This window comes from candidate division WOR-3 bacterium, assembly GCA_039802205.1.
In the GTDB taxonomy this organism is placed as follows: domain Bacteria; phylum Hydrothermota; class Tepidihabitantia; order SM23-42; family JAOAFX01; genus JAOAFX01.
Genome location: JBDRWD010000004.1, coordinates 16,700 through 31,610 on the forward strand (window position 1 = coordinate 16,700; position 14,911 = coordinate 31,610).

The 14,911-nt window shown below is 43.6% G+C and carries 8 protein-coding genes; all 8 read left to right on the top strand.

Going from position 1 to position 14,911, the window contains the following annotated elements; translation table 11 throughout:
* Nucleotide 1: 1 nt before the first annotated feature.
* A complete protein-coding gene (locus ABIL39_01490) occupies nucleotides 2-445 on the top strand; it encodes an Hsp20/alpha crystallin family protein (protein MEO0164793.1) in 444 nt (147 codons plus the stop codon).
* Between the two features lie 2 nt (nucleotides 446-447).
* The gene (gene lon / locus ABIL39_01495) at nucleotides 448-2,787 is read left to right on the top strand and encodes an endopeptidase La (protein ID MEO0164794.1); all 2,340 of its coding nucleotides are present in this window, start codon (nucleotides 448-450) and stop codon (nucleotides 2,785-2,787) included.
* A gap of 1 nt (nucleotide 2,788) precedes the next feature.
* Nucleotides 2,789-3,832, top strand: coding sequence for a GWxTD domain-containing protein (locus ABIL39_01500; GenBank protein MEO0164795.1), 1,044 nt, complete (start codon nucleotides 2,789-2,791; stop codon nucleotides 3,830-3,832).
* Complete coding sequence (locus ABIL39_01505; protein MEO0164796.1) at nucleotides 3,829-5,112, top strand: GWxTD domain-containing protein; 1,284 nt, start codon at nucleotides 3,829-3,831, stop codon at nucleotides 5,110-5,112. The genes ABIL39_01500 and ABIL39_01505 overlap by 4 nt, the downstream gene beginning before the upstream one ends.
* A gap of 3 nt (nucleotides 5,113-5,115) precedes the next feature.
* Nucleotides 5,116-5,766: an NYN domain-containing protein gene (locus tag ABIL39_01510; GenBank protein ID MEO0164797.1), complete on the top strand. Its 651-nt coding sequence runs from the start codon at nucleotides 5,116-5,118 to the stop codon at nucleotides 5,764-5,766.
* 27 nt (nucleotides 5,767-5,793) lie between these two features.
* Nucleotides 5,794-6,633: a histidinol-phosphatase gene (locus tag ABIL39_01515; GenBank protein ID MEO0164798.1), complete on the top strand. Its 840-nt coding sequence runs from the start codon at nucleotides 5,794-5,796 to the stop codon at nucleotides 6,631-6,633.
* A gap of 149 nt (nucleotides 6,634-6,782) precedes the next feature.
* Nucleotides 6,783-10,256: a S8 family serine peptidase gene (locus tag ABIL39_01520; protein ID MEO0164799.1), complete on the top strand. Its 3,474-nt coding sequence runs from the start codon at nucleotides 6,783-6,785 to the stop codon at nucleotides 10,254-10,256.
* Nucleotides 10,257-10,310: 54 nt separating this feature from the next.
* Nucleotides 10,311-14,849 (top strand): C25 family cysteine peptidase, encoded by a 4,539-nt coding sequence (locus tag ABIL39_01525; protein MEO0164800.1) that lies wholly within the window; start codon nucleotides 10,311-10,313, stop codon nucleotides 14,847-14,849.
* The last annotated feature ends 62 nt before the right edge of the window (nucleotides 14,850-14,911 follow it).

Consider the following 14,911-nt stretch of genomic DNA (forward strand, 5'->3'; position numbering starts at 1 on the left):
CATGAAAAATACCCGAGCGCGCGGCATGGAAAAACTGGAGGTTGCTGAAATAAAAGTGGTATTGAGGTCATTGGATGAAAGCATCGAAGAATCTGAGAGTGTGGAGCTGATTAACTGGGAACCATCTTACGACTTATATATAGTGGATGAAACAATTTTCATCAGCATTGAACTACCGGGTGTGGAATTAAAAGATATCACCATCAATGTCGGTCAGAATTACATGATCGTGTCGGGCGTCAAACGTCCTTTGATTGTAAGACAACCTGGATATCGGAATGTAGTTTTTCACAACCTGGAAATTTCCTACGGTCGGTTTTTCCGGCGGATTGATTTTCCATTACCGGTGGAGGCAAAAGACGGGGATTATAAGTTAGAAAGAGGCGTTTTGACGATAAAATTTCCGGTGTTAAAAGAACATATCATACCTATTGAGGAGGCTTAACGATGGAGGAAAAAGAGATAACAATTCCTGAGGAACTGGGTATTATTCCGATAAAAGGGGGCGTAATATTCCCGGATCAGATGGTCCCTTTAATCATCCAGACTCCCAAACTTGCAAAATTGATCGATGAAATACTCACCACCAATAAGCTGGCGGGTGCGATCACCCAGCGTAATCCCGATGTGGAGGAACCCAAGCCTGAAGAGATTTATCAGGTAGGTTGCGTCATTCAGATTACCAAGATGTTGCGATTCCCGGATGGGACGATTAGGCTTTTGGTGCGGGGATTGAAGCGTTTTCGTGTTTTAGAATTTACCCAAGTCGAACCCTACTTGAAGGCGAAGATTCAACTTTATCCTGACGGCTACAAGAAGACCATGTCGATTGAGGCTCTGATGCGAAATGTCGTGACCATGTTTCAACAACTCGTTTCTTTGGCACCCTATCTACCAGATGAGCTGGGTGCAATCGTTTTGAATATCGATGATCCGGACCGCCTGATAAATTTTGTCACCGGTTATACCAATCTGGAGGTTAGTGAAAAACAGGCAATACTGGAGATCGCTGACCCCAAAGATCGATTTTTGAAACTGATCCCCCTTTTACAAAAAGAAATAAGCATTCTCGAGTTAGGTGCCAAGATCCGTTCCCAGGTGAAGAGTGAGTTTGATAAAGGTCAGAAAGAGTTTTATCTTCGGGAACAGTTAAAAGCGATTCAACGGGAATTGGGCGAGACCGATGAACATACCCGAGAGATTGAAGAATTGAGGAAGAAGATTCAAGAAGCCAAGATGCCTGAGAATGTAGAGAAGGTGGCGTTAAAAGAACTCGACCGCCTCGCTAAGATGCCACCCCAGGCTGCCGAGTATACGGTTTCCCGTACCTACTTGGACTGGTTGATCTCCTTACCATGGTCGGTGGCTACCGAGGATAATCATGATCTGGCAAGGGCAAAGAGGATTTTGGATGAAGATCACTACAATTTAGAAAAAGTAAAAGAGCGTATTCTGGAATACCTGGCGGTGAAAAAATTAAAACCCGATTCTAAAGGAACGATTCTCTGTTTTATCGGTCCACCTGGAGTGGGCAAGACTTCCCTGGGCAGGTCCATTGCCCGGGCATTGGGCCGGAAGTTTGTGAGGATATCCCTGGGAGGTATCAGGGATGAGGCGGAGATCCGGGGACACCGGAGGACATATATTGGTGCATTGCCGGGCCGGATCATCCAGTCCATTAAGACCTGTGGTTCTAAAAATCCGGTGTTTATGCTCGACGAGATTGATAAGATTGGTACGGATTTTCGGGGGGATCCATCTAGTGCCCTTTTAGAGGTTCTGGATCCAGAACAAAATTATGCCTTTTCCGACCATTATTTGGAGGTTCCATTTGATTTATCAAATGTGATGTTCATAGCTACTGGCAATCTCATTGATCCGATCATACCGGCGCTTAAAGACCGGATGGAGATTATTGAACTGCCAGGCTATATCCTTGAAGAAAAAGTTGAGATTGCCAAAAAATACTTAATCCCGCGGCAGATTGCCGAATGCGGACTGAAACCAGAGAATATCCAATTTGAAGAATCAGCAATAAAGATGATAATAAACAATTACACCAAAGAAGCCGGGGTACGAAACTTAGAACGGGAGATTGGTTCAATATGCCGTAAGGTGGCACGGCGGTTTGCGGAAGGTAAGAAAAAACCGGTCCGTATCGATGAAAAAAACCTCGTAGAATTCCTGGGTCCACCAAAGATATTCTCCGAAGTTGCAGCCCGGAAAGGAGAAGTAGGATTGGCAACCGGGCTTGCCTGGACACCAACCGGCGGAGAGATTATCTTCATTGAATCGTTGAAAGTCCGGGGTAAAAAAGGATTGATTCTTACCGGGTTACTCGGGGATGTGATGAAAGAATCCTGTCAAGCCGCGGTTTCCTATCTGAAAACCAAATTTGAAAAATGGGGTATAAAAGAAAATTTAGATGAATACGATTTGCATATTCACATTCCTTCCGGTGCTATTCCCAAGGATGGTCCTTCAGCTGGATTGGCGGTGATTGTGGCACTAAGTTCTCTTTTTAGAAACCAGCCAGTGGATCCCAAGATTGCCTTCACCGGTGAGATCACCCTCACCGGCCGGGTGCTTCCGGTAGGCGGTATTAAAGAAAAGGTAATCGCAGCAAAGCGGGCAGGCATTGATACAATCTTCTTGCCCGAAGAAAATAAAAAAGATTTACTGGAAATACCCGCACATGTGAAAAAGGGATTGACCTTTAAATTTGTTAAAAAGATTGATCAGGCACTGAACGAAGTTTTTAAAGACCACCAAAAAATGAAATCCTGAGATGTTGCTGCTGTTATTGACGACCATAAAATGGCAAGCGGCTTATCTTCCTTTTGATGATTCTACTTACATCTTAAATCTTTGCTTAGAAATCCCACCCCAAATTTTACGATTTACCAATCTGGATTCGGTAGCGATGGCAACCTATGAAATCCAACTTTTGGTATTCGATCGAAAGGGTAATCAGCTCACCGGGGAGTACTGGTATCGGGAAAAAGAAAGGACGACCGAAAATTTATATGATTCGTTAAAAATCCGGATTCCCGCACGTTCAAAAAAGTTTCAGCTAAAGATTCTGGATTTGCAAGGATCCGAGTTATTGAATGTAAAAGAAAATATTAACCTTTTAAGTTATATCGCGAATATCCGTTCCCGGCTGCTCGGGGATACACTTTGGGTAACTTTCACCATTCTCAATCAGCAAGGCAATGCTGAGTGGATGCTGGTTGAGTTTCATGGAATGAAGAAGACTGAATTGCTGGAAAAGGGAATTTATGATGATACAGTGGGATTTTATGTTGCACCACTATCCAATGGGAATTATGAATTACACCTCCAGGTGAAAAAAGGGGAAGGTAATCTTGAAAATACGGTGATCCCGGTGGTGATCGATCGGCCGTTCTATCTGGATGATAAGACCTGGTATCTGAAAGTCGCTCAACTGGAGTATATCGCTACACCTGGAGAAATGGATCAGCTGAGAAAAGCCCGCATAGAGGAGCGTGATTCGCTGTGGCGGACTTTCTGGAAGCAGTACGACCCAACGCCGAATACCGAATATAATGAAAAAGAAGCCGAATATTTTGAACGCATTGCCTATGCCGAGGAACATTTTTCTTTTGGGGATAAGGGGTGGCGGAGCGACCGGGGTCGGATATATGTTAAATACGGTCCACCCGATGAGATTCAATCCCGTCCTTATGAACTTTCCACCAAGCCTTATGAAATCTGGTTCTACTATCGATTGAATTTGAAGTTTATTTTCTATGACCGTCATGGATTCGGTGAGTATATTCTTATCAACCCCCATGGAGAAAGAATATGAATTTGCTGGTGAGTCTATTCAGCACCATTAATTTTTTTGTCCAGCCGGTATTGTATCACACCCCATTGACGACGATGGATTCCTCAGGTGCTGAAACCCGGATCGAAAATATATTTTATCTGGAGTTCAACTGTGCCATTCCTTATAATGAACTTTTTTATCGTGAAATTGGGGGCAAAATAATTGCTGATTGTGGAGTAAAATTGAAGATAGTTAACCGGAGACTGGCTGATTCGCTTTTGGACTCTTTAAGTTATCAATTCACCATTCCCTCTTTTTCCCAAGCGGCTAAGGAGCAGATGGTATTCTATCTCCAGTTTGGCCGGTATCTTACCCAGGGCGAATATGACTGGTCAGTCACCGTTAGTTGCCAGGATAAATACGGTAAGGTCCAAGGAAGGCGAGCGATTTCGGAATTGGATTATCTGATGAGCGATATCCTGTTAGCCCAATCGATTACTCAGGATACTACCGGCGGTTTTTTGACCAAGGGTAATCTGCGCGTGGTACCTAATCCATCAGGAATTTTTGAGTCAAAAGCGAAAAATCTTTTTATTTACTACGAACTATACAATATTAAAATTGCTGGAGACAGTTTGCGGGTGACTTATCTTATCACCGACTCCCACAAAAAAACCGTAAGGAAAATAACCAGGTATGTCGCAAAAAAGTTTTCCCGACAGGCGTTGAATTTGGGGATAAATATTGAAGCGTTGAAGCCCGATTCTTATCAACTTACTGTCATGGTGGACGATTCCGTAAACTCCCGGCATCTTGCCAAACAAGTAGATTTTCAAATCCAGGAGGCAAAAGTCCAACCGCTGGAGATAACTACCGAAGATTTGCCTTATTACGAGGCGATTGAGTATTTTGTCAGTCCGCAAGAATATAAGCACTTTCAGGGTTTGGATGGAGAGGGAAAGAAATTGTATCTGAAGAAATTCTGGCAGAAACATAACTATCAAGAGATAGCCCAAAGGTATGAATATGCGGACGCACATTTTCAGGAGGGATATTTGGCTGGCTCCAAAACCGACCGCGGGCGAATTTACATAAAATACGGACCACCGGATGAGGTGGATAATAAACAATTTGAAGAAGCCAAGCCTTATGAATACTGGCAGTATTACAACGGCTTGGAGTTTATCTTTGTTGATGTCCGGGGAACGCAGGAGTATATTCTGGTCTGGACGAATGCCCCAGATGAAAAATCCAAACCCGGACTATATCGGTATTTGCCAGTTTTTAAAAGGCGGGAAATAGGTGAAGATAAGGAGTGAACTATGGAAACGAATGCCTTTAGAGAGGAAATAACCGAAATCTTAAATAAAAAATCGTCTGTATTATTTCAGCTCCTGGATGATATCAAATCTTTGCTCAACAAAAATATTGAATGGAGTATAAAACTTCACGATGAGGTCCGTTTGCTCCGCACCCTGTTGGCGTCTTCTACACTTACCAAGAAAGAAAACATCGCCATATTCGTTGATTCGCAGAATCTCTACTATTCGGCTAAGATGAGTTACGGGGCAAAAGTCAATTATGAAAAATTATTGCGTCTTATCACCGGCGACCGCAATCTGGTTAAGGCGTACGCCTATATCGTCCAGCCCCCTGAAGGAGATGTAAAACCTTTTGCTACGAGCCTTGAACATATCGGATATATCGTAAAAATAAAAGATGTGCGAACCCGGGCGGATGGTTCGGCAAAGGCTAACTGGGATATGGGGATTGCACTTGATATTCTGGGAATGATCGATTACGTTGATACTATTGTACTTGCCTCAGGTGATGGTGATTTTGTTCCACTTGTAGAATTTGTGAAAAACCGTCATAAACGAGTGGAGATATTTTCATTCCCGGAAAATACCGCTTATGATTTAAAAGAAAAAGCCGATCGATTTGAACCCCTTGATGAGCGGGTGATATTGTAGTATCACTTAGTTAAAAGACGGGATTACATGATTGATTATCATATCCATAGCCAGCACTCAATTGATGCGGAAGGAACTCTACGCGAATATTGTGAATCTGCATTGAAACTGGGCTTGAAAGAGATTTGCTTTACCAATCACTGTGAACTGGATCCTTTAAGGGATGATAATCTGGTAAGGATTAATGGAACAGTGCGACCGTTAAGCCGAGAGGCGTTCAGTCAATTGCAAGAAGAAATTTTTGAACTCAGTGAAGAATACACAAAAAAGGGTCTCAATATCCGATTTGGAATGGAGGTTGGTTTCTTCAAAGGGATTGAAAAAAGGTTAAATGAGATACTTGATGGATTGGAACTCGATTACCTCCTTGCCGGAGTCCATTGCCTTGAGCATATCTGTATTGATAGTTCTAAGGAATGTCATAATTATTTTCAAACCCATTCCGTGGAAAAACTCCTTGAAGATTATTTTTCAACCATGGAATTGCTCGTCCGCACCCGCTTATTTGATGCGATTGCCCATTTTGATGTGTACAAAAAATATGGATGGAATTTCTATGGTGATAAGATTAAAAATTTTGATCAGGACCGGGTTTATGGACTTTTTAAACTCATGGCAGAGTATGAGATCGGGTTGGAGATAAATACCGCGGGTCTGCGCCGGCATAATGAGTTCTATCCTGCACCCGAATTTGTTAAACTGGCTAAAGATGCGGGGATAGAGGTCATTACCATTGGTTCTGATGCTCACCGGACCGCAGATCTGGGAAAAGGGATAGCTGAGGCACTCCAATATGCCAAGACATGGGGATTTGACCGGGTTTATAAGTTTAAAGGACGGTGTCGATTACCCCTTGACATTCTTTGAAAGTTAGTTAAAATATATAATAGTAAGAGAATTGAATCCATTAACGCGCATGAATAATTATGTACAAAAGTTGGAAAAAAGAAAGGGGGTGAGATTTAAAAAGAAATAACGGTTGCGTATTTCTTTTTAATCATGAGAAAGGAGGATAAATGGGATTGCTTTTGGTTGCATTAATTGTCGTTAATGAATCCTGTCTGGTTGCCTACCAGAGTGGAACATACACACCGCCTTATCTTCCTGAATATGACTACATTGCTATCGCGGGTTACTATTTTAACCCACGGGAAAGATTACCGGAAATTCCGGTCGAGCTCACTGGCGAATCCGATTACTACTTGATCCACATAAAAGGACCGGTCTATGAAGATATGAAGAAAACAATTGAAGCTCAGGGAGTGAAGCTCATTCAGTATATTCCGTTCAATGCCTTTATTGCACGGATGGATAGGAGTAAAAAGGATTTGGTTGAAGGGCTCTCTTTTGTGAACTGGATAGGGAATTATGAGCCTGCTTACAAAATCAGCACCTTATTCAAAGAATTGCCCGATGAAGATGAATGGCTTGTATTTCCATTCCCGGATGAGAACATTTATCTTTTAAAGCGCAAACTCGAAAACCTTGGTTGTAAAATCTTGGAGATTTCTGATGATGATTATTGTCGGGTGATTAAAATCCAGTCCGAGCGGAATCATCTTAATACGATTGCCCGGATGACAGAGGTGATGTATATTGAACCATATCTCCAACCCGTTGCCTATAATCAATCGGCTCAGTGGGTGACCCAGACCTGGAAGCAAGTAGATAGGAGAATCTGGCGCAAAAACCTGATGGGTCAAGGACAGGTGGTGAACACTGCGGATACAGGAATACTCACTTCCCATGATATGTTCCGGGACCCTGCCGTTTCAATCACAACCTGGGGGAATTATCCCACCCACCGCAAGATCATTGCCTATCTCCAACCCACGGGTTCCTCGGCGGCATTTGGTGATAATGCAGGCGGTAGCTGGCATGGGACTCACACTGCCGGAACCATTTGTGGCGACGATTCCTATGTCAATGGGACAAATCCGAATGATGGAATGCCATTGAAGGCAAAGATGTTCTTTATGGATATTGGAACATCTACTGGTTCTCTTTCGGTTCCATCAAACCTTGCCAATCTCTACCTTCCACCTTACAATGGTAATGCCGGTGGTGCTGCACGAATTTCTTCACATTCCTGGGGTTCCACGAGTGGTGCGGGTTCTTATACTTCATATTGCGTTACCACTGACTCCTTTATGTGGCGGAACAGGGACTTCTTAATCTGTTATGCTGCAGGGAATAGTGGACCGGGGTCAAATACAGTTTACCCACCCGGAACATCCAAAAATATTCTTACCGTCGGTGCGACCATGAATAGCACCGCGGCAATTTATATGGCAGATTTTTCAAGCCGTGGTCCCACTGCTGATAACCGGATAAAACCCACTGTCACAGCACCGGGATATTTCCTCTTTTCATCGGTAGGACCTAATAATAATTCCTATCTGGGAATGGCAGGAACAAGCATGGCAACACCATGTGCTGCAGGCAACGCCGCGATTGTCAGACAATACTTTGCTAAGGGATTTTATCCTTCTGGTGATTCAAACCCAGCAAATGCTTGGAGTTTCATTCCTGCTTCTCTGGTGAAGGCAATCATCATAAACGGTGCTCATCCTTCAATCGCAGGTTCAACCATTCCGGATAATAACACCGGCTGGGGTAGGGTCTGTCTTGATGATGCACTCTTCTTCAGCGGTGATGTGCGTAAACTCTGGGTAACCTATGATAGCGTTGCTACGGGTCAGTTTGATGAATTTACCATCACGGTGAACAATCAATCTGAACCTTTAAAAATCACGCTGGTCTGGACTGATTATCCGGCTACAGCAGGAGCGAGTGTGACGTTGGTAAATAATCTTGATCTACGAGTTACCAGTCCCACCGGTACAGTCTATCTGGGAAATGTCTATAGCGGTGGTCAATCTGCACCGGGTGGTTCTGCTGATAACCGGAATGTTGAAGAATGTGTGCGTCGGAATGTCCCTGAGATTGGTAACTGGGTGATCAGGGTAACAGGAACGAATGTACCCCAGGGAACAAACCAGCCTTATGCCTTAGTTGTTTCGGGTGGTCTTGGTCCAACTACGAGTCCTGTCCTTCATATTGCGGGTCAGCGAATTTACGATCCTCCTCCTGGTGGAAATTTCAATGGTCGGTGTGATGCAGGAGAGACGGTATATCTCATTGATACACTCCGAAATCTCTCCAATGTGGGGGTGACCAATTGTGTGGGTGTTTTAAGAAAAACAAGTTCTTATATCACTTTAATCGACTCTGTAGGAAACTTTGGAGACATTGCTGTTGGTGGCACAGCCCATAATGGTGGTTCTCCATTCCGGTTTTCCATATCTTCAACGACACCCGCAGGAACCTTTGTGGACTTTATTCTGCATCTCACCGGTGGCGGTGGCTATGTGCAGGATATTGAATTCAGCCTTGAGGTCGGGATCAACGAAGTCCATGTAATCTGGGGTCCCAAGACCGTCCAGGTAGCACCGGGTGATACCCACTTCCTTTATGGTTTAGGCTATAATCCACAAAACAACCGGCTTTATGTTTGCAACTTCTACCGCCGGACTACCGGGATTGTGATGTACACTTCGGACAGCAATGTTACCTATCTGGGTACAATTCCTGCTCCGGATTCCTGCCCAACCGATATTAAATATTGTGCTTATGATAACACCTTCTGGGTGGCGGCTGATCCGAATCCTACCGCGCCGAGTAGGATAATTTATAAAATCAACACCAGTGGCACGGTTTTGAGACAATTTGCCAATCCCGCAAATGATTATCCAACAGGGCTTGCCTGGATGCCAACATCAAGGTGGTTATATGCGGCAGACCGCAGAACATCGGCTGGTGCGACACCAATAATTTATCGTTGCGATACCCTGGGTGGAAATGTTTCATCAGTCAATCTGACAATCGGTGATAACTATGGACCCAGGGGACTGGCGATAGAGCCTTATGGCCCTGATACAACGCTGTTACTTGTGTATACACATTTCAGTAGTGATGCAACTCCAGTACTACTTAAGATTGTACTGTATGAGCTGCGTAGAAGTGATGGTGCAGTTTTAAACTCAGTTACCCTACCGGGCTGGAATGTCCGTGGTGTGGAGTATGACCCACGCGATGGTAATTACTGGTTGACGATTGCTCAAAACCCCAACCGGGCGATTGTTAAAATACTCGGCTTCCGTGGTATTCCAGGAGTGGGTATTGATGAAGAACTGCAACCAGGACCGCTTGAGAAGATAAGCCTTTCCCCTGGTATGCCGACGCCCTTCAAAAATACCGTGAAATTCAATTATTCGGTGCCGGTCAAGATGAGAGTGCGACTTGCGGTTTACGATATCACAGGAAGACATGTTAAGACATTTGTGAACGGTGAGGTGGAGCCGGGTACCCAGACAATAATTTGGAATGGAATGGACGAGAATAATAAACGGTGTGCGAGTGGTGTCTATCTCTGCTACATGGAGACAGAACATGGTTCCGTTGTCCGGAAGTTCGTGATGTCGAAATAACCTAAAGAGCGGGGCTCGGATTTAAATCCGAGCCCCGCACATAAAGGGGTAAATATGATTAAAATAAAAATCTTGGCACCATTGTTAATCCTACCGTCACTTATTTTTTCACTACACATAACTGTTCCGGTGGACCAACTCAATTATACAATTTCTGATTTTGAAGGATACAAAAAAATCTGTTTGGAAAATGGTGTAACAGTCGGAAATCCGGGGAGCCCGGAGATTCCTTCTTTTGTTTATACCCTATTTTTACCTACCAATCAAAAGATTAAAAATGTGAATATCGCTGCCGCCGAATGGGAAGAAATTGCTGGCGAGTATCTCTTATTTCCAGTACAGCCTCCAGCACTCCTCAATGGACCATTGAAATTTTTTGGTCCGGATTCCGAGATTTACCAGTATCCCGGATTTTATCCAGAAAATCTGGTTATTGCTTTTCATTCCGGGAATCTTCGGGGGTATCACCTCGGGCAAATTTTAATTGCCCCTTTTAGATATGAGCCAATAACAAAAAAACTCTATGTTCTCAGGAAATTGGTTTTAGATATTGAGACCGAACCTTATGCTGGAGGGATAAAGCCATATCGGCAGACAAGGTTTTCCCAGAAGATATTTGAGAATATACTCCAAACTATGTCCCAATTTAAATTTTTGGGAGGGACTATCCATCACCCAGAGGTATCGATTGAAGATAATACGGAAGATCTGTTACCTTCTGATTTACCATCTTTTTCAGGGACTCCATTAGACTTAATTATAGTCACGACTGAACCCTTTGTTCCAGTTTACGAAGAATTTCTGCGTTATAAAAAACTATTCGGGTTTAATGGTGTAATCAAGACAATGGAATGGATCAGGAATCATTATTTGGGAGTGGATGATGCAGAGAAATTGCGCAATTTTATCAGAGATGCGGTAGAAAAATGGGGGGTGAGTTTTGTTTTACTGGGCAATGATGTGCCAGATATTCCTACCCGCTGGGTATGGGTGGATTATGTGATGGGATCGTATCCGGCTCATTTCACCACCGACCTTTATTATTCCGACCTTGATGGCAACTGGAATTTTGATGGCGATGAACAGTTTGGAGAGGTCTCGGATTCCATTGATCTTTATCCTGATGTCTTTGTAGGAAGAATTCCTGCCCATGTTCCAGATGATGTGGAGCATTATCTCAACAAGACCCTTTCCTATCTTTTTGCTCTCCAGACGCCTCCCAATTCTAACGAATCCTGGCAGCGTCAGGCATTATTTGTCACAAGTATGTTCTGGTCTCAGAATGACTCTTATTATATCGCCCGTAATCAATTGAGTCCCCTCTTACCTGGCAATTTTGGAAGAAATTTTTTTAACGAAAGCTCAAAACAACAGATCCTTCGGGGCATAAAAGAAGGTTACAATCTTATTACTTGGCTTGCCCATGGTGATGTTAACCTTTTGCGAGCAAGGACAACTCCTCGAGAATATGTCTCCAATTTTGATTTTGACTCTTTGGCTAATAACATCTATCCATTTATGGTGGTCATCTCTTGCTTTACCGGACCATTCCAGGAAGATTGCCTGGGCGAGCACTGGGTGATGAATTCCCATGGTGGCGGTATTGGATACATTGGGCCAACTAGTTCCAGTGCAGCTTATAATCATATCGATTATATAAGGACTCTATTCCCCAATCTTTTTTCTGAACCCCTCAGTGTCTCCCTAGCTTTTAGCAAGATCCCGTGGATTCCCTATGCTCAGTTTGATAACTGGCATCGGGTATTTCAGTATTCGCTTAATTTACTTGGAGACCCAACTTTGAAATTATGGTCGGTGGTGCCACATCGGATAGATTCGGTTTTGGTAGACCCGGACACCTTAAATGTAGGATATGATACCTTGACTTTACATATCTTCCCCATGATTGAAAGATTTGAGGTAGTATACTACAAGGAAAATGAAGTATTTTTAAAAGATTCAGGTTTTGTCGGTATTGCGGTAACCCCTCTGCGCACCCGTTCAACAGGTTTTTTGAAATACACGATAATTGCCGATGGCTGTGTGCCTTATATTGATTCTTTATATGTGCTGCCATTATCCGGTTACCTTGTCTACCAGGGGCAGCGGGTTGTGGATACTCTTGGGAATGGTGATGGTATTCCCAATCCAGGAGAGATTATTGATCTTTTCATTGGTTTGCGTAATACAGGCACTCAGCCTTTGGATTCAGTTTTTTTGCGGATTGCTTCTTTGGATAGTTTTGTTACTATTCTGGTGGATACGGCGCGGTATGGCGTTATCATGCCGGGTGGGGTGGAGGAGAATCTCACGCCTTTACGGATTGCGATAGGTCCTTGGACGCCGGATGGATATGAGGTTTATTTGGCTTTGGATATTGGTGGTTTTTATTCTGATTCCTGTAGTTTTACGGTTGAAGCACCGGTGTTAAGGCTCTTTACCCAGGATTATATTTTGGATGGCGGAGTTTATAAGGTTTTGCCGGTTGTTGAGAATTGCGGAAGTGGTGATGCGGATTCGGTTTATGCATTGGTCAGGAGTTATTCGGATACAGTGGTAGTTTTGGACAGTCTGGTTTATTTTGGAGGAGTGAGTTCGGGTCATGTTGTTTCTGCACGAGATACTTTTCGTTTAATGTTGAATTATCCGGGTCGGGTTGTTTATAGTTTTGCGCTTTACAGTCGGGGTTGGCAGGCTGAAGAACGGCAGGTGGTTTTGGGTAGGCCTATGCGGGTGGATTCGCTTTGGGCGTTTGGTACTCCTAATTCTGTTGTTTTGAATTGGGTTATGGTTTCTGGTGCGGTTGGCTATAGGATATATCGGGCGTTGGAACCGAATGGTGATTTTGAGTATATTGGGAATCCCCTTACGCGGGTGAGTTATTATGAGGATTTGGGAGTGGAGTTGGGGCGGGATTATTATTATTATGTGGTGGCCGTGGATTCTTCGTTGAATCAGGGATATGCTTCGGATACGATAAAGGCGCGGGTTAATCCTGCGGTGGCTTTGGGTTGGCCACGGATGGTTTTTGGTTACTTATTTTCTTCACCCAATTTTGGTGATTTGGATCCGGATTATCCGGGATTGGAGGTGGTGGTTTCTTCGCGGAATGGGGATGTTTACATGTGGCATTGTGATGGCACGCCGGTGGGTATAGATCCATATGGGCGAATATTTTCTTGTAATTCCGAGATTTGGTCTTCGCCGGCGGTGGGCGATGTGGACAGGGATGGCAATTTAGAGATCTGTCTTGGGATAAGGCGGTGGGGAGAGAATCTTTATATTTTGCGGAGATCCGGAATTAGTTGGATTCCTATGGATAATTGGCCCAAGAGTCTTGATGGTTCGATAATTGGTTCACCAGTATTAGCGGATATTGATAATGATGAAGATTTAGAGGTATTTGTTATAACAGAGGCTGGAAGGTTCTATGTATTTCATCATACAGGTGAAGGTGTTTATTCCCCAGATGGAATATTAAAAGTTTTATATGGGTGGCATGGAGGCTCGCCAGCGGTGGGTGATTTAAATAACGATGGGGATTTAGAGATAGTTGCATGTGGTGGTTCACAATCAGACTCTTTATTTATTTGGGATCGTCATGGTAATTATTTTGGTGTCTTTCCTAAGCAGGTGGCGGCAAAGATGTGTTATTCGCCGGTTTTGGGTGATGTGATTGGGGATGGTTCGCTGGAGATTTGTTTTTATACGGATTCTACAGACATGGTCCATCTGTTAGATATGAATGGGAATTTGGTATGGCAGAGATATATCCCGGCGTTGGGTGATGTTGAGGGGTACCCGGTGCTCGCGAATGTGGTTGGGGATGGGCGTCCAGAGGTGGTTGTGGGCAGCAATCGGGGTTCGATGTTTCTTTCGGTGTTAGATTCGTTGGGTAATATAGTTTCAGGTTTTCCGGTTTCGTTGGGTTGGGAGTTTAAGTTACCAGTGGTTGGAGATGTGGATGGTGATGGTATGATGGATTTGGTTTGTGGAGCTGGTGATTGGAATTTGTATGCGTTTCATAGTAATGGTGGGTTGGTTAGTGGTTATCCAATTCATTTTGGTATTCGGATTGAACAATCGCCGGCACTTTACGATATTGATCAGGATGGTAAGTTGGAGTTGATGATTGGCGCGAATGATTATCGATTTTGGGTTTTTGATTTAGATGGGCAGTTTTTCGAATGGCCTAAGTTTCGTTATGATCCTTATAATTCGGGTTGTTATAAGTCGCTTTACTGGGCGAATGTTGGAGAAGTTATTACAAAGAGCGGTGGTGATAGATTTTATTTTGGGGTCTATCCCAATCCTTTTAAGGATCGTTGTGTGATCCGTTTAAAGATTCCGAGCAGCAAGTTGGTTGGTCAAAACAGGGAGGCGGTTAAAGATTTTAGCCTTGTGGTTTATGATGTTTTGGGACGTCAGGTGAGGATGTTTAATCTGGATCCTGCAAGGCTGGATCAAATATCAGACATTATCTGGGATGGTTCGGATAATCTGGGCCGGAAATTACCATCGGGAATTTATTTTGTTCGTCTGAAAGTGGGTCAGTTGAATGTGATCAGGAAAGCAATTCTTTTGAATCATTGACAGGATGAAGAAAAAAAATATAATTGGGAGATGAAAGGGGGTGAGAAAAATAAAAAACATGA